Below are 17,889 nucleotides of genomic sequence, written 5' to 3'. Positions count from 1 at the left end.
TGGCGGCCGATTGGCTGCGCACGGACACCGCACCCCGACCCGGCCCCACCGCGGCGGCCGAAGGGCTGCGCGCGGACGCCGCACTCCCGAAAGGACCCTGCCCATCATGATGGGAGCCCACCACGCCCTCTCCGGCGCCGCCGCCTGGATCGCGGTCACCAGCCAGGTCCACATACCGCTGGATGCCCTGACGACGCCGATGGGCTGGGGCGGGCAGAGCCTCACCCTGGGCTGGGGGCTGCTGGACGTGGGGCCGCTCGGCCTGATCACCGGTGCCATGGTGACCGCCGGCGCCGCACTCGTCCCGGATGCCGATCACCGCCACGCCACCATCGCCCGCTCGTTGCCGCCGCTCTCCAATGCCGTCTGTGCCGGTATTGGCGCTGTGGCCGGCGGGCACCGCAGGGGCACTCACTCGCTGATCGGCCTGGCGGCGTTCGTCGCGATCGCGTGGGTCGCCGGGCTCTGGACTGCCGAGACCGAGCGGTTCGGCACGGTCTACCCGGGCGCCGGCATTCTGTGCGTGTTGCTGGTGGCCTTTGCCGCCAAGGCGCTGAAGTTCCTGCCCGACGGGCTGCAGAAAATACCGTGGGCCGTCGGCCTGTCTGTGGCGGTCTTCATCGCCCTGTACGCCCCGGAACAGCACAACTGGTTCCCGCTGGCCATGGGCATCGGCGTCGTCATGCATGTGCTCGGCGACATGCTGACCACCGGGGGAGTGAACCTGCTGTGGCCGCTGCGAATCAAGCCACCCAAGGTGTGGCGCAGGATCCCGCTGCTCAACGCCATCTGGCGGCGGAACGGCTACTTCGCCCTGCCGCTGCTGGGCAATGCCGGTTCGGCACGCGAGTGGGCGCTGCTGGTCCCGGTCAGCGCCTATGTGGTGGTCCTACTCCTCGGGGCGTGCCTCGACGTCGGGCAGCAGAGCCTGGTGGCCATCGGGGCCGGCTAGCTGCTAATCGCCGGATTCGAGAAGAGTCTGAGGGCTGCACCGAGCGGCCACGAGCGCCAACGGGCCGGCCGCTAGGCCGCTTTCGTTCCGGGCGGAGGCGTGCCCGGCGGTGGCGGCGCGGTGTTGATGTAGGTGTGCCCGGTGGGGGTCGTGGTTTCGACCTGGTGCAGGGGCCCGCCGACTGTCCGGCTGGACCAGCCTTCGGCTTCTTTGTCCTGGTTACAGCGTTCGCACAGGCCCTGTCCGTTGGTAATGGTGGTTTTCCCGCCGTCGGACCAGGCGACGATGTGGTCGATGTGCCGGATCGGGGCGTCGCACCAGGGGCCGGAGCAGACCTGGTCGCGGGCGATGACCATCCGGCGTAGTCCGGCCGGGAACCTGCGGGCTTTCGAATCCATACCGAGCAGTTGCCCGGTGCCGGGGGCGGTGTAGAGGCGGCGGATCCAGACGTCCGCAACGCCGCCGGGTTTCAGCTCTTTGCTGCGTCGGGCGGTCTGCCGTGCGGTCTTCCAACCAGGTTCGGTGCCTGCCGGCGGCGCATTCTGCCCGGGCGCTTGGCCCAACGGCTCATGGCCGGTCAGCGTTCCTGCCGGTGCTCTTTGGTCGGGTGGCCTCTTGCCGGCCAAGCCCGCCGCGTGGCCGGTGCCGCCCCTGGCGGTGCCGGTTGGTACGGGCGGGTTTTGCGGAAGGCGGATGAGGTCCCGGGCGTATTGAGCCGGGACGACGCCGTAGCCAGTGAGCCAGGCCGGTTCGCTGTCGCCTTGGAGCAGGGCGCGGTCCGTCATGACGAGCTGTATTTCGGTGCGGGCGGGGTCGGCGGTGGTGGCACCGGTGACGCGTTCGAACATGGTGTCAGCCATGGCCTGGCCGCGTGTCCTGGCGTCGCCGTTGTTGCGCAACCGGTCGGCTTCGCGGTGCAGCGCGGCCATCAGGGCCACGCCCTGGACGACGGGCAGCAGTGTCCGGACGGCCACCATGGTGTCGGGTTGGGGGCGGGCGGAGACGTGCCGGTCGGCTTCGGCTTTCGCGGCGCGGTTCACCACGGCGCGGGGGTCCAGACGGTAGGCGATCCGTTTGGCTTCGGCTTCGAGTTGCCGGTTGCCCAGCCCGTGCAGGCGGGCCGGGTTGCCGGCCAGTTCCTGGTCCACCGCGGCCCGGTCTTCCTTGGTCAGGCACGCGGTTTCGCGGACCAGGGTCGCTGCGCGCCACTCGTTCAGATGCCCGGTGGCCAGGGCGTTGAGGGTGTGAGGCATTTCGGTGACAAGGATCTTCGCGACGCCGAGCATGAGCGCGGCGCGGTGCGGGGATTCCCGCCGCGCCAGCGCGATCTGCTTCGCGATGCCCTGGCCCTGCCGGTTCTTCGGGACCCCGGCGGCGGCGCGCCGGGCCCGCGTGGCCTCATCCAGGGCTACCTGCAGCTTGGCCTGGGCGGCGGCCGCCGCGTCCTTGGCGTTTTCCAGCGCGGTGATCCGGTCCACCAGGTCCTGTTCGGAACCGAGCAGGTCGACCCGGGCCAGGGCGCCGGCGAAGGCATCGATCCCGGGCGTCCCGACCGGGCCACCGCGTTCGGCGTGCGCAGGCCGCGCTCCGCGCGCTGCTTCGCGTGCCTCGGCTGCTTCGGGTGCTGCTGGTGGCTCGGGTCCGGCCGGATCAAACATGTCGGCGTCTCAATCTTCGGCGTGCCCGCGGCACGGCAACGACTACGAGAGGTCATGGAACAAGGTCCACAGACGCCGCCGGGCCCCCGCCCCGATGGCCAACGATGCTGCTGAACTACTAAGAACAGGCTATTAGCCGGGTACGACAGTTTCGGAACCCGCAGCGGACCGGTGGGCAGGGGGAACTGCGGGCGTGCTTACCGCTGCACCTCATCCTTGCCCATCCCCATCCTCCGGGCGAGGATGAGGCCATGGCTTCTTCCATTACCGACGTGCCCGGCATCCGCGTGGGCCAGGTCCAGAAGATCGGCGACGGTTGGCTCACCGGCGTCACCGTGGTGCTGCCGCCGGCCGGGACGGTCGGCGCAGTGGATGTCCGCGGGGGCGGGCCGGCCACGCACGAGACCGACGCGCTCGATCCCACCACGCTGGTGCCCACGGTGGATGCCGTGGTGCTCGCCGGGGGCAGCGCCTTCGGGTTGGTGGCCGCGCACGGCGCGCAGCGCTGGCTGGAGGAGCAGGGGCGCGGCTTCCGCACCCAGAATGCGGTGGTGCCGATCGTTCCGGCCGCTGCCCTTTACGACCTGGGCCGCGGCGGGGACATCAGGGCGCGGCCTGATGAGCAGATGGGGTACGACGCCGCTGCCTCCGCCGGCGCGATGGAGGACTTTGGTGTAGTGCAGCGGGGTAATGCGGGCGCCGGCACCGGGGCTGCGATGGGCTTCCAGCAGTACAAGGGCGGAGTGGGGACCGCCTCGCTGCGCATGGGCGGCGCGAACGAGGGAATCGTGGTCGGCGCGCTCGCGGTGGCCAATGCCGCCGGCAATCCGTTCCGCGGGACCAGAGGAGCCTCGCCCGCGGCGCAAGCAGAAGAACCGCTTGGCACACCCGGCGCGGCAGGAGTTCCAGAGGCACCAGGAGCACCGGGAGGAACCGGCTCACCGGCGGCCGGGCCGCTGAACACCACCCTGTGCGTGGTCGCCACCAACGCCGTGTTGGATCCGGCGCAGACCAAGCGGACGGCATCGGCCGCGCATGCCGGGCTGGCCCGGGCGGTTAGCCCGTCGCACACCCTGATGGACGGGGACGTGGTCTTCGCCCTGGCCACCGGTGCGCAGCAGCTGGTGCAGGACGGGCCCATCGACCCCCGGGCGGAACTGCACGTGCTGGCCGCGGAAGCGGTCACCGCGGCCATTTGGGACGCCGTGGTGAGTGCCGAACGGGTGGCGGCGGCCGGCGTCGTACTGGAGAAGTATCCGCACCTCGGCTGAAGTCTGCCGCCCGCGTCCCCGACCCTTACCCGGATTTAACTTTATCCGGCTTCCGGAGTACAGTTGTCTGTTGGTTGTCTCTACCTTCATGCCCATCTTCGGGTGCATGGCGCCCGCGAAAGCCTGCCGGAACGTACGGCTCAGTGGGAGTGTAGCGGCAAGCGAAACCCTAAAACTAGCCACCGCTCCGGCGATGGTTACTGACGTTAGCGGAGGATATGGCTAAGAAAGACGGTGTCATTGAGATTGAAGGCACTGTGCAGGAGGCTCTGCCCAATGCGATGTTCCGCGTTGAGTTGACCAACGGGCACGTTGTGCTGGCTCATATCTCGGGAAAGATGCGTCAGCACTACATCAGGATCCTCCCCGAGGACCGCGTTGTGGTGGAACTCAGCCCGTACGACCTCTCACGGGGCCGTATCGTCTACCGCTACAAGTAAAGGCTTATGCCGCAGGCAACTGCGGAGAACCGTAAGTAGTTACAAGGCAGCATCAGCTAACAACGCAAAGGAAAACCATGAAGGTCCAGCCGAGCGTCAAGCGGATTTGTGACAAGTGCCAGGTGATTCGTCGCAAGGGCAACGTCATTGTGATCTGCGAGAACCCGCGCCACAAGCAGCGCCAGGGCTAAGACTCCTGCTTCAAGCAGGGGCAGCACGCCCACGCGTAGTAACTCAAGATAAAGGCAGCGCAGCAGGGCAACCTGCACACCCCCGGCACGGAGGCCGGGGACCCGAACAACGGGGCCGCGCTGCTTCAGACCTCCGGATACAACAAGGAGAACCGCCACTATGGCTCGTCTCGCTGGCGTAGATATTCCCCGCGAAAAGCGGGTAATTATCGCCCTGACTTACATCTACGGCGTGGGTAAGACCCGTGCAGAGCAGGTTATCGCGGAGACCGGCATCAGCCCGGAAACCCGCGTCAAGGACCTCACCGACGCTGAGCTCGTGCAGCTGCGTGACTTCATCGAGGGCAACTACAAGGTAGAAGGCGACCTCCGCCGCGAAGTTGCAGCCGACATCCGCCGCAAGGTTGAGATCGGCAGCTACGAAGGCATCCGCCACCGCCGTGGCCTGCCCGTCCGCGGACAGCGCACCAAGACCAACGCTCGCACCCGCAAGGGCCCGAAGCGCACCGTCGCCGGTAAGAAGAAGACCCGCTGATTCCCAGCCGGTCAGATAGCTACCAACCAACTTTGTAGGAGAAGCAATGCCCCCCAAGACTCGTGGAGCGGTACGCAAGCCGCGTCGCAAGGACAAGAAGAACATCGCGCTGGGCCAGGCGCACATCAAGAGCACCTTCAACAACACCATCGTGTCCATCACGGATCCGACCGGTGCCGTCATCTCGTGGGCCTCGGCCGGCGAGGTTGGCTTCAAGGGCTCCCGCAAGTCCACCCCGTTCGCCGCGCAGATGGCTGCCGAATCGGCCGCCAAGCGTGCCCAGGAGCACGGCCTGAAGAAGGTCGACGTCTTCGTGAAGGGCCCGGGGTCGGGACGCGAGACCGCAATCCGTTCGCTGCAGGCCGCTGGCCTCGAGGTTGGCTCCATCCAGGACGTCACCCCCAGCGCGCACAACGGTTGCCGTCCGCCGAAGCGCCGCCGCGTCTAAACAGCCCAAGGATACTTTTGGCCGCCGCACAGATTCCTCCCACTTTTGCGGGAGAGTCTGTCGGCGGCCGAAAGTTCCACGCTGGAGGCTGACCAGCCGCCCTTTTCCACCAATTCGTGCTGCGTCATATAGCGGATGCTCGCTGAAAGGAAATCTAAGTGCTCATTGCACAGCGCCCCACCCTTACTGAAGAAGTAGTGGCCGATAACCGCTCCCGGTTCGTCATCGAACCGCTGGAGCCGGGCTTTGGCTACACCCTCGGAAACTCCCTCCGCCGCACGCTGCTGTCCTCGATTCCGGGGGCTGCCGTCACCAGCATCCGCATCGACGGCGTGCTGCATGAGTTCACCACCGTGCCGGGTGTGAAGGAAGATGTCACCGAGATCATCCTGAACATCAAGAACCTGGCTGTCTCCTCCGAGCACGACGAGCCCGTGGTTGCCTACCTGCGCAAGCAGGGACCCGGTGTCGTCACCGCCGCGGACATCGCGCCGCCGGCCGGCGTGGAGTTCCACAACCCGGACCTGCACATCGCCACGCTGAACGAGAAGGGCAAGTTCGAACTCGAACTGACCATCGAACGCGGCCGTGGCTACGTGTCGGCAGCCCAGAACAAGTCCGGCGACCAGGAGATCGGCCGCATCCCGGTCGACTCCATCTACTCGCCGGTGCTGAAGGTGACCTTCAAGGTTGAGGCAACCCGTGTTGAGCAGCGCACCGACTTCGACCGCCTGATCGTCGACGTCGAAACCAAGGCCTCCATTGCACCGCGCGACGCCGTCGCCTCTGCCGGAACCACCCTGGTTGAACTGTTCGGCCTGGCCCGCGAGTTGAACACCGCCGCCGAAGGCATCGAGATTGGCCCGAGCCCCACGGACGCCGCCCTGGCTGCCGACATGGCCCTGCCGATCGAGGACCTGGAACTGACCGTCCGTTCCTACAACTGCCTTAAGCGTGAGGGCATCCACACCGTGGGTGAACTCGTAGCCCGCTCCGAGGCCGACCTGATGGACATCCGCAACTTCGGTGCCAAGTCCATCGACGAGGTCAAGGCAAAGCTGGTGGAACTGGGTCTGTCGCTGAAGGATTCGCCCCCTGGGTTCGATCTGGCTGCCCGCGCCGCAGCCATCGACGAGGACGAAACCTTCGAGGACGAACTCTAAAACGCAAGAATTCTGCCGCCACGGCGCTCGGGAGCGCACAGCGGCACCATTGAGGAGAAAACATAATGCCTACCCCCGCTAAGGGTCCGCGCCTCGGAGGCGGTCCTGCCCACGAGCGCCTGATGCTCGCCAACCTGTCCGCCGCGCTCTTCGAGCACAAGCGGATCACCACCACGGTCACCAAGGCCAAGCGCCTGCGCCCGTTCGCCGAGCGCCTGATCACGTTCGCCAAGCGCGGCGACCTGGCCTCGCGCCGCCGCGTGCTGGCAGTGATCAGCAACAAGGGCATCGTGCACGAGCTGTTCACCGACATCGCGCCGGTGATGACCAACCGCGACGGCGGCTACACCCGCATCACCAAGATCGGCAACCGCAAGGGCGACAACGCCCCCATGGCCGTCATCGAACTGGTGATGGAGCCGGTGTCCCCGAAGCAGGCCGTCGTGAACGAGGCCGAGAAGGCCACGGCCAAGGCTGCCCCGGCTCCGGTCGAGGAAGAGACCGCTTCGGCCGAGTCCGCTGAATCGCCCGAGTCGGCGCAGTCCGGCGATTCCGCTGACTCTCCCGAGTCCGCAGAGTCCGCTCCGTCGGCCGAGTCCGCCGAGGATGCTGCCGAAGAGAAGAAGTAGTTCTTCGCCTTCACTGCTTGAAGCCCGCCGTCCCCTTCCGGGGCGGCGGGCTTTTGCGTATCTTCAAGCCCCCCCCCCATAACGACGCCGGGCCCGCCTCGGGGGCGCGGGGTCCGGTCCCGCGGGAGCTTGGTGCGGCCGGTTCGCCGCGACGCGGTTCAGCGTCGTGGACGGGAATCGGCCGGCTGGCCAGCGGCATGCGCCGGGGCCGCCACGTCGACACCAGCGCGAAGGCCAGCAGCAGCTCGGCAACGTCTCCGCCGTAATACATCAGTTCGCCGGCAAGCCTCAGCTCGGCGGCCGGCGCCGGGACCTGGACGAACAGCCCCGCGTAGAGCAACTGGGACAGGACCGCATGGCCGGCGATGGCGACGCCCAGCACCACCAGCCGCGCCGGCACGGAGGGCCTGCGCGGTGCCGGGTCCGGCCCGGCGATCACCCAGGCGAAGAGGCAGCCGGCGGCTAGGAAGTGCAGGTGGACGGCGTGGTGCAGCAGCGGGGTGTCCGCCGCGAGGCTGTAGAGCGGCGTGAAGTACAGCCCCGCCAGCCCGCCGAGGGTGAGTACCAGCGCAGTCACGGGGTTGGCCACCAGATGGGCCGGGTGTGAGCGCAGCACCCTTCCGATCACCCTGCCGCAACGGCGCGGCACCGACCTCAGCAGCAGAGTCACCGGCGCACCAAGCACTAGGCCGATCGGCGCATACATGCCAATCAGCAGGTGCTGGACCATGTGGGCCGGCAGCCCGCCCGGCGGCAGCGGCATCAGCTGCGGCGCGAGGCCCAGCGCCAGCAACAGCGCGCCGGCGAGGAAGGAAACGGTCCGCCGGCGGCTCCAGCCGCGGTCCTCGCGGCTCCGCAGCCACGCCAACGCCAGGTAGGCGACGGCTGCCGCCGCCACGAGGGCCGGTAGCAGCACGCCGTCGAACGCGGCCGGCTGATGGTTGTGGACCGAGTGGGCGCCGATCACGCTGGTTCCCGCCCGGGGGTGCCAGCCCTCAGGTCTACCACCCGCCCGGACCGTTGCAGCAGCCAACCGCCGATCACCAGCAGTGCCCCGAAGATCAGGAAGAGAATGTCGGCCAGCATCTGGTACTCGCCGCCGATGACGTGGTGAATGGCGAGGATGTGGTGGTCGATGATCCCCTCCACGAGATTGAAGAGTCCCCAGCCGAGCAGCATCCAGCCCCAGAGGGTCCGGGATGCCCAGACCCGTCCGCGCGAGGTCGTCACCCGCGAGTACAACAGGCCCAGCCCGATCAGCACGGCCAGCCAGGTCACCGTATGGAACAGCCCGTCCCACAGCGTGTTCATCTGCAGGCCGTGGACGGTGTTCGCCGGGAACGAACCTACGTCGATGTTCGCGGTGTCCGCGCTCGTGAGCATGTGGTGCCACTGCAGGATCTGGTGCAACAGGATGCCGTCCACGAAGCCGCCGAGCCCCACCCCGAGGACGATCCCGGGCAGGGCGATCCGGCGGTTGTGATCCGTGGTGGTTGCCATTCCGGGGCTGCCTGCCATCGCTCCTCCGAACCTCGCGGTCCCGCCCGTGTGTGCGGGCGCTGTCCCAGCAACATAGACCGAATGCCCGCCCCCGTCGACAGTCCGCCGATGCCTGGCAGGTCGCCGCCTGCAACCAGCCGCGGGCGCCGGCGGCATCCGGAGGACTCGGGGGCTCCCGGTAGCATGGAATCCATGCCTCCGACTGTTTCCCCCGTCCCAGGCCGGGACGGCGGGCCCTTGCGTGTCCGCCTGGATCTTGCGTACGACGGCGGCCCCTTCAGCGGGTGGGCCGTGCAGCCCGGCCGGCTGACCGTGCAGGGCGCGCTCGAGGAGGCGCTGGCAATCATGATCCGCCGGTCGGTCCGGCTGACGGTTGCCGGCCGCACCGACGCGGGGGTCCACGCCCGCGGGCAGGTGGTGCATTTCGACCTGGACCCGGGGGAGTGGCACGGCTTGGCCCGCGGCCGCGAGGTCGATCCCGCCGAAGCCCTGGTCCGGCGCCTGCGCGGCGTGCTGGCCAAGGTGCTCGGCGGCCGCGTCGGCGCCCCGGTACCCTATCGGGACCTTGCCGGGGCCATCGAGGTTAAGCGCGCCGTCCTCGCCCCCCACGGGTTCGACGCCCGGTTCTCCGCCCTCTGGCGCCGCTACAGCTACCGGATCGCGGACCGGGCCGAGACGTGGGACCCGCTGTCTCGCAACACCACGCTGTGGCACAAGCACGCCGTCGACGTCGATCTCCTGAACCGCGCAGCCGCCAAGCTCCTGGGCATCGGCGACTTCCTGGCGTTCTGCAAGCCCAGGGAAGGCGCCACCACCATTCGGGAGTTGCAGAAGTTCGAATTCGCCCGAGGAGCCGACGGCGTTGTCACGGCCACGGTGCAAGCCGACGCGTTCTGCCACAACATGGTGCGTGCCCTGATCGGCGCATCGTTGTTGGTGGGCAGCGGCGAGCAGGCGCCGGAGTGGCTGCGCGACCGGATGCTGGCGAAGGTAAGGGACTCGAAGAGCAAGCTGGCTCCGCCGCACCCGTTGGTGCTGGAAGAGGTGCTCTATCCCGACGGCGGCGAACTGCTGCTCCGGGCAGAGCTGACCCGGGCAAAACGCGCGGATCCGGACGAGGGGTGAGGGTGGTTGCTTCCGGCGGTTCCCCCATAAGCCGCCGGAAGCCATAACCGGTGATTCCGGATCCCCCAGCAGGTCCCTTGGACCGTGGGCATAACTCTTGCACGGTAGCCGCCGTCAGCTCAAGAGTTTCAGACGTCTGACTTCTTCAGCCGTTACCGCCGTGTCACGCGATCGGGGGGTGAAGCTAGGCGGCCTGCGGTGTCAGTTCGGCACGGAGCGGCCAGTCCTGGCCTTCCAGAATGACTTGGGCGCTGACGCCGGTGTGCACGTTGACCACGATCGGGGCCATCAGGTTCACGGTGGTGCCCGATTCGCCGGGGTTGGCCACCACCAGCACCATGGCGTCCTCGGAGGCATTGAGGTCCAGGGCGGCACGATCGTCGTCGGAAATCACGGGGGTGTACTGGTTCAGGTAGGTCGCCGCGTCCAGGACGAAGAGGCGCTTGCCCGGTTCGGCCACGGGCTGCAGGGAGTACAGGCCGGCCGCTCCCGCGATCTCGTCGAGGGTGAAATCGACCAGCGGTGCCAGTCCCGGGGGAGGGGCCACGAAGGTCAGCGCGGCGCTCATCGCAGGAAGTCCATGAGCGTCGGCTGCAGCACCCGCGCGGTTACCTGCAGGGCGGCCTGATAGGCCACTTCCTGCATCTTGAGGTCCAGGATGACCTTTCCGATATCCGGATCCTCGATTCCGGAGCGGCGGGCTTCAAGCGAAACAGCTTCGTCCAAGTTCGTCTCCTGGGCTTTCAGGATCTGGGCGTGGCGGGTGCCGACCTCGGCGCGGGCGTTGATCACCGTGTTCAGCCGGGCGTCGATGTCGTTCAGGTGGCTGCTGATGTCGACTCCTGCCCGGAGCTTGGACGTCAAGGTGTCGATCAGGGCAAACACGGAGTTGCCGGCACTTCCGTCTGCCGGGTCGCTGCCGAAGATTTTCGCGCCATCAGCGTCCGCTCGAACTGTCAGGTCGGGGCCAATCCGACGATCAACCGTAGAGTCGGGGCCCATGAAGGTGTATGTTGCCGAGCCGTCGGCGTAGGCGAAGACCGCTGCGCCATCCGAATTGCCCGCAAACACGCTGCGACCCAGGTACTTGGTGTTGGCGGCATCCAGCAGGCTTCCCTTGATGCTTTCCAGTTCGAGCGCGATGGCTTCGCGGCCGGTGGGGGACACCGATCCATTGGTTGCCTGGATGGTCAGATCCCGGGCCTTGTTTAGCAGCGAAGTGACATTTCCGAGGGCTGAATCCGATGTAGCCAACCAACCGTTGGCATCATCGATATTGCGCTTGTACTGCTCGTTGGCCCGCAGATCCGCACGGGTCCGCATGGAATCGGCGGTGCCCGTCGGGTTGTCCGAGGGGCGGGCAATCAGCGACTCTCCGGCGGCCAACTCCTGCAGCTTGGCAATACGCGCCATATTGTCCTGCAGGTTGCGCTGGGCGAAGCTGCTCATCGTTTGGTTGGTGACTCTTGAAATCATGGCTACCTCCCGACCAATCCGGTGCGGTTGATCAACGTATCGAGCATTTCATCAATGGCCGTCATCACCCGGGCCGCGCCCTGGTAGGCGTGCTGGTATGTCAGCAGGTTGACGTTCTCTTCGTCCATGTCCACGGACGCGTTGGACAGTTGCAACGTCTTGGCGGACTGGGACGCGATGTCCGCGAGGTTGGACTGCTGCAGCTCCGTCTTTGCGGCTACACCGATGGTGGTGACAATGTTCTCCCAGACGCGATCCGGTGAGCCTGCCCGAATGCCGATTTGGGACAACTCGTCGGCGATGGAGCCATCAAGATTTCCCTTCGCGGGATCACCCGCCTTGAGGCCGTCTACCGTTTTGATCGCAACGGTCAGCGCCAGCGCACCGGGGGGCAGATTGGGATCAAAACTGAAAAACTCCGGTGCGGGATTCTCGCCGGGCGCAGTCTTCGCGTAGACGTTGTTCACCGAGTCCTTCAACGTGGTGGCGAAAGTGTCGTAGCTGCCGGCGGCCTTCTTCAACGGGCCATCGTCCTCACCGTTGCTTAGCATCGACAACGCCCCAGCGATCTCGCCGCCTCCGAGCACAACCGGCATGCTTTCGCGGCTATCGCCTTCCCATTTGAGGTGAACGCCTTTGGTGCCGGAAATATCCGTATCCGAGTCCGCTGTAACGGCGATTCTTTGGGCGCTGGAACCAGTGACAATCGCATTCCCGCCGATCAGCACATCCACCTGCCCGTCGCCGCCGTGGCGAACCGTGGCTCCGGTGAGGGCAGCCAGCCGTTCGGTCAGCAGGTTGCGGTGGTCCATCAGCTCGTTGGCGGACCCTCCGTTGGCGACGGCAAAACGAATCTTCTCGTTGAGGTTGGCTACCTGGGACGCAGCGCCGTTGACCTCCGCGGTCATCGTGTCCACATCGGAGCGCAGGCGGGAGAACTGCTCGCGAACCTCCTGGTAACCGCGCTTGACCATGTTGGCCAAGATGTTCGCCTCTTCCAGCACCACCGCGCCGGCGGCGCCGTCATCCGGCCGGTTCGACAGGGCCTGCCAGGAGGCCCAAAACTCCTGAAGCTGCGTCGAGATGCCGTATTGGCCCGGCTCGCGCAACGACGCTTCCAGGCCGGACATCGTATCGGCGCGCACTGCAGAATACCCGGCGACACCGGCCGAGAACCGGACGCGCGTGTCCAGGTGCATGTCACCCAGTCGCGCTATCGCGTCCACCGAAACGCCCTGGCCGATCTGCACTCCGCCGGTCAGCAGCCCGGTGCGGTCAAGGGCGCCGATGGACGACGTGCTGACCCGCTGGCGGGTGTAGCCCTCGGTATTGGCGTTGGCGATGTTCTGGCCCACCACGTTCAACCCTTGGCGGGCGGCCACCAGACCGGTGTACGCGGTGTTCAGGCCGCTGAAGGTACTCACTGCGAAAACCTCAGATCGTTGTGTCGAACAGCTGGGAGCGGTTGCCCGAAAGCCCTGCCGTCCCCTGTGCGTCGTAGGTCCCGGCATCGGGATTGAAATTGGCCAGCGTTTCCTGGGTGGACCGGGCAGCCGCACGCAGGAACTTCTCGTTCACGTCGCGCAGTTCGCGGATCTGCAGGGTCAGCTGGGTCAGCGCCTGCAGATGTCCCGTGAAGATTTCGCCCCATGGCCCCACCGGAGCCTGTTCGGTCAGCTCCCGCAGCGTGGCGCCGTCCGGCGTACCCCACTCCCGGGCCAGGGCGGCCACCTCCACCGTGCGGGCCAGGCCGGCGTCGCGCAGCCTCTCCAACACCTGTTCCACCTCCCGGGTGGCGTGCTGCAGCCACCGGGACTTGCCGGCGGTCAGGAGCAGCTGCTCCTCCTCGAGTTTGAAGACCAGCAGTTCAAGAAGTTCGCGTTCGTGCCACAGCATGGCGGACAGTTCATGGGCTCCCATGTCAGGCACCTCCCCTGGTTGATTCTGCGGACACAACCCCCGCGGGTCCGCGTCAAAAAGCCGCACTAAATGAACAAGAAGTAACGGCATGGCTACATTCCTATCTATCGGCAGCACCACCCCCTTGCGTTAGGAGCAATTGATGGTAGGTTTCACCAAGAGATGAATCGTTCTTCCGGGGCCGCACCCCTTGGTAGCTGGGATGGTTTGTCCACGTATTTCTGGGCACGGAGGGGGACATGTCAGTGAATCGTGCTGACCGCAATGCACTGGTGGTTGAAAACCTCCCGCTCGTCGGATACCTGGTCTCCGAAGTGTGTGCCAAAGCCACCCACCTCTCCCGCGACGACCTCGCCTCTGCCGGCTCGGTTGCCCTCATCACCGCCGCCGACGCCTTTAATCCGGATCTCGGCGTCCCCTTCGGTGCCTTTGCCCGCCGCCGCATCATCGGCGCCTTTGCCGACGAGATGCGTGCCATCGACTGGGCTCCCCGCTCCGTTCGCAAGCGGATCAAACAAACGCTGTCCGTCCGCGAAACCCTGACGGCCGAACTCGGCCGCTACCCGAGCGTCGACGAGCTTGCCGCCGCCCTCGGGGTGGACCGGGAGACCGCTGAGGCGGCCATGGATGATGCCTCCCGCACCGTCTCCGCCCTGGATGACACCACGGCCGAATTCCTGGTCTCCGAGACGGTGTCGCCCGAAGGCTCTCTCCTCACCGAGGAGCGGCTCGCCTTCCTGAAGGCCGCGGTCCACCACCTTCCCGCGAAGATGCGCTACATCGTGGAGCAAATCTACTTCGAGGACCGCACCGTCAAGGAGATCGCCGAAGAGCTCGGCGCTACCCACTCGGCCGTCTCCCAGCAGCGCTCCGAGGCCATCCGCCTCCTCCGGGACGGCCTGCACACCCACTATTCCGACGACGACGGTGCCGGCCATGTGCCCGAGTCGCGGATCGCTCCCTCCCGTCGGAAGGCGTACCTGACTGCGCTGGCCGATCAGACCATCGGCGGGATTACACGCTTCGCCGCCACGCAGCCACGGGCCGCGGTTTCTTGACCTGTTCGCAGCAGCCGGCCCCGGCGGCCCGCACCGCGAAAAATACTTTGCACTTCTCCTAACGGATCCTCGTAATCCTCCGATAGCTACAAGTGCCAGCCCATGGACGGGCCGGTGAATTTGTACCATCTCATGGAGGAGTTTCATCATGGCTTTCGCCATTAACACCAACGTTGCGGCCCTGAACTCGTACCGCAACCTCTCGAACACCCAGAACGACATTTCCAAGTCCCTGGAGAAGCTGTCCACCGGCCTGCGCATCAACCGCGCTGCCGATGACGCAGCCGGCCTGTCCATCTCCGAGGGCCTGCGCTCGCAGGTCAACGGCCTGAACGTTGCCGCCCGCAACGCCCAGGACGGCATCTCCGTCATCCAGACCGCTGAAGGTGCGCTCACCGAGGTCCACTCCATCCTGCAGCGCATGCGCGACCTGGCAGTTCAGGGTGCGAACGATTCGAACAACCCTGAGGCCCGCACCGCCATCAAGAAGGAAGCTGACCAGCTGGGCGCGGAGTTGAACCGCATCACTGAGTCGACCACCTTCAACGGCATCGACCTGCTGAAGGGTAGCCTCGGTAACTCAGGAGCGAGCCTCAAGTTCCAGGTTGGCGCGGCAGGCGACGCGAACAACGCCATTGAGGTGACCTTGGCCGATGTAACCACTGCTGTGGGCGCCCTGGCCGGTGCTGCCGCGGCTGGGGACTTCGACGTGACGGGCCACGACGCCGCGCAGGGCACGATTGTCAAGATCGACACCGCCATCTCGAACATCTCCGCCCAGCGCTCCAACCTTGGTGCTTCGCAGAACCGCTTTGAGACTGCGATCAAGAGCATCAACATCTCTGCGGAAAACCTTTCGGCTGCGGAGTCTCGTATCCGCGACACCGACATGGCTTCGGAAATGGCTAAGTTCACCAAGAACCAGATCATGTCCCAGGCCGGCACTGCGATGCTGGCTCAGGCCAACCAGATCAACCAGGGTGTGCTGCAGCTCCTCGGCTAAATCCGGGTAGCTAACGGCTGAATGCGGCCCGGCAGCGAGGCGAACGAATTGGACCTCACACTCTTCGCTGCCGGGCGTCAGCATTTCTTCTAGTAAACAGGCTTCTTTCAGGAGGAACTCGCGTGGCGTTTTCGATTGGCGGCATGGTCAGCGGTTTGGACACCGCCACCATGATCAACCAGCTCATGCAGTTGGAAGCGCGTCCGCAGTCACTCCTGAAAAACAAGGTCTCCGGCACTCAGACGCTGGTGAATGCGCTCCAAGCACTCAACACACGCATCGCCGATGTCGGAAAAACGGCCACCGAGACGAGCAAGGCCAACGCTCTTAACATCCACTCAGGCACGAGCAGCTCTGAGAAGGTTTCAGTAGCCACGGCCGAAGGAGCTTCCGCCGGCGCTATCGACCTGGAAGTTGTCCAAGTGGCAAAGGCCCAGGTTTCGGTTTCGTCCCTGCTCAGCGACTGGCCGGAGAGCGCCACAGTGCTCACTATCGCCCTCAAAGACGGCCAGGTAAAAAAAGAGATTGATACCCAAGGGATGACGCTCGACCAGGTCGTCACCGCCGTGAACGAATCCGGCGCCGGGATTACCGCAACCAAGGTGTCGGTGGGAAGCGATCCGGCGAACCCGCAGTATCGGCTGCAGTTGGCGTCAAAGGAGACAGGAGCCGCTGGCAACTTCATTGTGATGCTCGCCGGGGACGCCGCGTTTTCCACGACGGACGTTCAAACCGCGCAAGATGCTCGGGTGTCGATTTGGAACGGAATGCAGGAAATCTCTTCATCCTCGAACACGTTTACGGACCTTCTGCCCGGTGTGAGTGTCACCTTGGGGGCTGACGCGGTTTCCGGGGATAAGTCGACCGTCACGATCACGCGTGACGACGAGGCCGTCAGTGCCAAAGCCAAGGCGCTGGTTGACGGCTTGAAGGATCTGTTCGCCTTCATCTCCAAGAACTCATCCGTGAACGTCTCCACGTCCACCGGGTCAACGACGACCAAGGGCGGAATCTTCACAGGGGACAGCAGCGTCCGCGATATTCAGCAGCGCATGATGACCGCTGCGATCAGCCCCATCGACGGACGGTCGCCGTCGGAAATAGGCATCAGCATCACCAAGGACGGCTCGATTGAGTTTGACGCCGAGAAGTTCGGCAAGGCGATGACGGAAGACTCCGCGTGGGTCGAGAAGGTGGTCCAGACGATCGCCGGTCGCGTGGCTAGTGCTGCGACGGATGCCTCGGACAAGTATGACGGCGCCATCACCAAGCGAATCCAGGGCCAGGAATCACTGGTCCGCAGCATGAATGGCCAAGTTGCCGAGTGGGATACCCGGTTGGCGATGCGCCGCTCCACGCTGGAGCGTACCTGGGCCCAACTTGAAGTAACGCTGAACGGCCTGCAGTCGCAGGGGGACTGGCTCAACTCGCAGCTGGCCACCCTGCCCTCATGGGGGAGCACGAAGAAATGACACTGACATACGGGCCGGGCTTCGGAGCCCAGGCCAAGCGCAACCAGTTCCAGCGTGACGCGATCATGTCTGCCACGCCCGCCCGGCTGTTGACCATGTTGTATGACCGGCTGCTCTTGGACCTGAACCGGGCGGAGGCCGCGCAGCAGAACCAGCACTGGTCGGTGGCGTCCGAGAACTTGATCCACGCGCAGGCCATCGTGTCCGAGCTGATGTCGTCGCTGAAGACGGACGTGTGGGACGGGGGAGAGGGCCTGAAAGCGCTCTACACCTACACGCTGACCGCGATGATGAACGCGAACATCCACCGCGATGCGGCCCGGACCCGCGAATGCATTGAACTGTTGCAGCCGCTGCGCGAGGCCTGGCACGAGGCCGCCGGGCAGCTACCGGCACAGCCGGCACGTGGCGTCGGCCTCGGCGGCGAACTTGGCATTGCCTGACATGCCGGAGGGCGACATTTCCGCGCTGGAGCGCTGGACAGCCGTGCTGGACGAACTCGAACTGGCTCTCGCCGAGGCCGCCGGGACCGGAGGCCATGGCATTGGACTCACCGAACCGGCCGAGACCGGGAGCCACGCCAGCGGACTCACCGGAACTGCCGGGACCGAAGACCAAGGCAGCGGAGTCACCGGAACTGCCGAGACCGGGGTCGGTGGCAGCAGACGCACCGAAACGGCCGAGACCGGGGTCCAGGGCAGTGCGCTCGCCTACGCTGCGGACCCCGGGGACAAGACCGTTAAAGCGGCGGTGAGCAGCCCGCGCACCGCCGTCGCGCGGTGGAAGGCCCCGCAAGGGCTGGGGCCGATTCCGGACGAGCTGGTGGAGCGGGCGACAGAGCTCGCCGCCGCGCAGCAGGCAGTAATACGTGAATTGCGCGCCGAGATGCGGCAAAACCGCCAGGAATCGGCGCTCTTGGATGCCGTCCCCACCTCTGGTACTTCGGGTCGTTCCGTCTACCTCGACGTAAACGGTTAACCAATCTCAAGATTTACCTAACGACTCCCGTCTCCGTGCCGATAACTGGTTAGTGAGCACGGATCGCTCA

General features: G+C 65.9%; 21 protein-coding genes. 14 read left to right on the top strand and 7 right to left on the bottom strand.

The window, feature by feature from the left end; translation table 11 throughout:
• The first annotated feature begins 106 nt into the window (after nt 1-106).
• Complete coding sequence (locus AC5RUH_RS09075) at nt 107-952, top strand: metal-dependent hydrolase (protein WP_494128401.1); 846 nt, start codon at nt 107-109, stop codon at nt 950-952.
• A 71-nt stretch (nt 953-1,023) separates the two neighbouring features.
• Here the strand turns inward: AC5RUH_RS09075 and AC5RUH_RS09070 are convergent, their stop codons facing one another.
• Nucleotides 1,024-2,610: an HNH endonuclease gene (locus tag AC5RUH_RS09070; protein ID WP_494128400.1), complete on the bottom strand. Its 1,587-nt coding sequence runs from the start codon at nt 2,608-2,610 to the stop codon at nt 1,024-1,026.
• Nucleotides 2,611-2,861: 251 nt separating this feature from the next.
• Between AC5RUH_RS09070 and AC5RUH_RS09065 the strand changes: the two genes are divergently transcribed.
• The 7 genes from AC5RUH_RS09065 to rplQ all read left to right on the top strand — a co-directional run bounded on the left by AC5RUH_RS09065 (nt 2,862) and on the right by rplQ (nt 7,287).
• On the top strand, nt 2,862-3,881 hold the full coding sequence (locus tag AC5RUH_RS09065; protein WP_494128399.1) for a P1 family peptidase: 1,020 nt from the start codon (nt 2,862-2,864) through the stop codon (nt 3,879-3,881).
• A gap of 218 nt (nt 3,882-4,099) precedes the next feature.
• Complete coding sequence (infA, locus tag AC5RUH_RS09060; protein ID WP_005267757.1) at nt 4,100-4,321, top strand: translation initiation factor IF-1; 222 nt, start codon at nt 4,100-4,102, stop codon at nt 4,319-4,321.
• 77 nt (nt 4,322-4,398) lie between these two features.
• A complete protein-coding gene (gene rpmJ / locus AC5RUH_RS09055) occupies nt 4,399-4,512 on the top strand; it encodes a 50S ribosomal protein L36 (protein WP_005267758.1) in 114 nt (37 codons plus the stop codon).
• A gap of 160 nt (nt 4,513-4,672) precedes the next feature.
• Nucleotides 4,673-5,047: a 30S ribosomal protein S13 gene (rpsM, locus tag AC5RUH_RS09050; protein WP_493979201.1), complete on the top strand. Its 375-nt coding sequence runs from the start codon at nt 4,673-4,675 to the stop codon at nt 5,045-5,047.
• A 46-nt stretch (nt 5,048-5,093) separates the two neighbouring features.
• Entirely contained in the window at nt 5,094-5,495 is a 402-nt protein-coding gene (gene rpsK / locus AC5RUH_RS09045) for a 30S ribosomal protein S11 (RefSeq protein ID WP_005267760.1), read from the top strand.
• A 158-nt stretch (nt 5,496-5,653) separates the two neighbouring features.
• Entirely contained in the window at nt 5,654-6,658 is a 1,005-nt protein-coding gene (locus AC5RUH_RS09040) for a DNA-directed RNA polymerase subunit alpha (protein WP_493979200.1), read from the top strand.
• A 65-nt stretch (nt 6,659-6,723) separates the two neighbouring features.
• Nucleotides 6,724-7,287 (top strand): 50S ribosomal protein L17, encoded by a 564-nt coding sequence (gene rplQ, locus AC5RUH_RS09035; RefSeq protein WP_494128398.1) that lies wholly within the window; start codon nt 6,724-6,726, stop codon nt 7,285-7,287.
• 10 nt (nt 7,288-7,297) lie between these two features.
• On the opposite strand, the gene AC5RUH_RS09030 is transcribed toward rplQ, so the two are convergent.
• Both AC5RUH_RS09030 and AC5RUH_RS09025 read right to left on the bottom strand, forming a co-directional pair.
• Nucleotides 7,298-8,254 carry a cytochrome c oxidase assembly protein gene (locus AC5RUH_RS09030; RefSeq protein WP_494128397.1) on the bottom strand — a complete coding sequence of 319 codons (957 nt, stop codon included), beginning with the start codon at nt 8,252-8,254 and terminating at the stop codon, nt 7,298-7,300.
• The gene (locus AC5RUH_RS09025) at nt 8,251-8,787 is read right to left on the bottom strand and encodes a DUF2243 domain-containing protein (RefSeq protein WP_494128396.1); all 537 of its coding nucleotides are present in this window, start codon (nt 8,785-8,787) and stop codon (nt 8,251-8,253) included. Before AC5RUH_RS09025 ends, AC5RUH_RS09030 begins: the two co-directional genes overlap by 4 nt.
• A 192-nt stretch (nt 8,788-8,979) precedes the next feature.
• Between AC5RUH_RS09025 and AC5RUH_RS09020 the strand changes: the two genes are divergently transcribed.
• Nucleotides 8,980-9,912, top strand: a complete 933-nt coding sequence (locus AC5RUH_RS09020; protein WP_494128395.1) for a tRNA pseudouridine synthase A — start codon at nt 8,980-8,982, stop codon at nt 9,910-9,912.
• 184 nt (nt 9,913-10,096) lie between these two features.
• On the opposite strand, the gene AC5RUH_RS09015 is transcribed toward AC5RUH_RS09020, so the two are convergent.
• The 4 genes from AC5RUH_RS09015 to AC5RUH_RS09000 are packed head-to-tail and all read right to left on the bottom strand — an operon-like array spanning nt 10,097 to nt 13,308.
• On the bottom strand, nt 10,097-10,480 hold the full coding sequence (locus tag AC5RUH_RS09015; protein ID WP_494000466.1) for a flagellar assembly protein FliW: 384 nt from the start codon (nt 10,478-10,480) through the stop codon (nt 10,097-10,099).
• On the bottom strand, nt 10,477-11,388 hold the full coding sequence (gene flgL / locus AC5RUH_RS09010; protein WP_494128394.1) for a flagellar hook-associated protein FlgL: 912 nt from the start codon (nt 11,386-11,388) through the stop codon (nt 10,477-10,479). The genes AC5RUH_RS09015 and flgL overlap by 4 nt, the downstream gene beginning before the upstream one ends.
• 2 nt (nt 11,389-11,390) lie before the next feature.
• Complete coding sequence (gene flgK, locus AC5RUH_RS09005) at nt 11,391-12,812, bottom strand: flagellar hook-associated protein FlgK (protein WP_494128393.1); 1,422 nt, start codon at nt 12,810-12,812, stop codon at nt 11,391-11,393.
• 10 nt (nt 12,813-12,822) lie between these two features.
• Nucleotides 12,823-13,308 carry a flagellar protein FlgN gene (locus AC5RUH_RS09000; protein WP_494128392.1) on the bottom strand — a complete coding sequence of 162 codons (486 nt, stop codon included), beginning with the start codon at nt 13,306-13,308 and terminating at the stop codon, nt 12,823-12,825.
• A gap of 245 nt (nt 13,309-13,553) precedes the next feature.
• Here AC5RUH_RS09000 and AC5RUH_RS08995 point away from each other — a divergent pair, with 245 nt between their 5' ends.
• The 5 genes from AC5RUH_RS08995 to AC5RUH_RS08975 all read left to right on the top strand — a co-directional run bounded on the left by AC5RUH_RS08995 (nt 13,554) and on the right by AC5RUH_RS08975 (nt 17,819).
• Nucleotides 13,554-14,366: a sigma-70 family RNA polymerase sigma factor gene (locus tag AC5RUH_RS08995; protein ID WP_494128407.1), complete on the top strand. Its 813-nt coding sequence runs from the start codon at nt 13,554-13,556 to the stop codon at nt 14,364-14,366.
• 148 nt (nt 14,367-14,514) lie between these two features.
• On the top strand, nt 14,515-15,369 hold the full coding sequence (locus AC5RUH_RS08990; RefSeq protein WP_494128391.1) for a flagellin N-terminal helical domain-containing protein: 855 nt from the start codon (nt 14,515-14,517) through the stop codon (nt 15,367-15,369).
• A gap of 122 nt (nt 15,370-15,491) precedes the next feature.
• Nucleotides 15,492-16,841: a flagellar filament capping protein FliD gene (gene fliD, locus AC5RUH_RS08985; RefSeq protein ID WP_494128390.1), complete on the top strand. Its 1,350-nt coding sequence runs from the start codon at nt 15,492-15,494 to the stop codon at nt 16,839-16,841.
• Nucleotides 16,838-17,284 (top strand): flagellar export chaperone FliS, encoded by a 447-nt coding sequence (gene fliS / locus AC5RUH_RS08980; RefSeq protein ID WP_494022505.1) that lies wholly within the window; start codon nt 16,838-16,840, stop codon nt 17,282-17,284. The genes fliD and fliS overlap by 4 nt, the downstream gene beginning before the upstream one ends.
• Entirely contained in the window at nt 17,271-17,819 is a 549-nt protein-coding gene (locus AC5RUH_RS08975; protein ID WP_494128389.1) for a hypothetical protein, read from the top strand. The genes fliS and AC5RUH_RS08975 overlap by 14 nt, the downstream gene beginning before the upstream one ends.
• The last annotated feature ends 70 nt before the right edge of the window (nt 17,820-17,889 follow it).

The sequence above is a fragment of the Arthrobacter sp. Y3223166 genome (assembly GCF_059090935.1).
The sequence above is the reverse complement of the archived record's forward strand: the minus strand, read 5'-3'. Positions and strand labels throughout refer to the sequence as shown.

Bases quoted from the DNA above. Each gene is read 5' to 3' on its own strand.
- rpsM (WP_493979201.1), top strand. From the start codon at position 4,673: ATGGCTCGTCTCGCTGGCGTAGATATTCCCCGCGAAAAGCGGGTAATT.
- fliS (WP_494022505.1), top strand. From the start codon at position 16,838: ATGACACTGACATACGGGCCGGGCTTCGGAGCCCAGGCCAAGCGCAAC.
- rplQ (WP_494128398.1), top strand. From the start codon at position 6,724: ATGCCTACCCCCGCTAAGGGTCCGCGCCTCGGAGGCGGTCCTGCCCAC.
- AC5RUH_RS09075 (WP_494128401.1), top strand. From the start codon at position 107: ATGATGGGAGCCCACCACGCCCTCTCCGGCGCCGCCGCCTGGATCGCG.
- AC5RUH_RS09065 (WP_494128399.1), top strand. From the start codon at position 2,862: ATGGCTTCTTCCATTACCGACGTGCCCGGCATCCGCGTGGGCCAGGTC.
- AC5RUH_RS08990 (WP_494128391.1), top strand. From the start codon at position 14,515: ATGGCTTTCGCCATTAACACCAACGTTGCGGCCCTGAACTCGTACCGC.
- AC5RUH_RS09070 (WP_494128400.1), bottom strand. From the start codon at position 2,610: ATGTTTGATCCGGCCGGACCCGAGCCACCAGCAGCACCCGAAGCAGCC.
- infA (WP_005267757.1), top strand. From the start codon at position 4,100: ATGGCTAAGAAAGACGGTGTCATTGAGATTGAAGGCACTGTGCAGGAG.
- AC5RUH_RS09025 (WP_494128396.1), bottom strand. From the start codon at position 8,787: ATGGCAACCACCACGGATCACAACCGCCGGATCGCCCTGCCCGGGATC.
- flgL (WP_494128394.1), bottom strand. From the start codon at position 11,388: ATGATTTCAAGAGTCACCAACCAAACGATGAGCAGCTTCGCCCAGCGC.
- rpsK (WP_005267760.1), top strand. From the start codon at position 5,094: ATGCCCCCCAAGACTCGTGGAGCGGTACGCAAGCCGCGTCGCAAGGAC.
- AC5RUH_RS09000 (WP_494128392.1), bottom strand. From the start codon at position 13,308: ATGGGAGCCCATGAACTGTCCGCCATGCTGTGGCACGAACGCGAACTT.
- AC5RUH_RS09015 (WP_494000466.1), bottom strand. From the start codon at position 10,480: ATGAGCGCCGCGCTGACCTTCGTGGCCCCTCCCCCGGGACTGGCACCG.
- AC5RUH_RS09020 (WP_494128395.1), top strand. From the start codon at position 8,980: ATGCCTCCGACTGTTTCCCCCGTCCCAGGCCGGGACGGCGGGCCCTTG.
- rpmJ (WP_005267758.1), top strand. From the start codon at position 4,399: ATGAAGGTCCAGCCGAGCGTCAAGCGGATTTGTGACAAGTGCCAGGTG.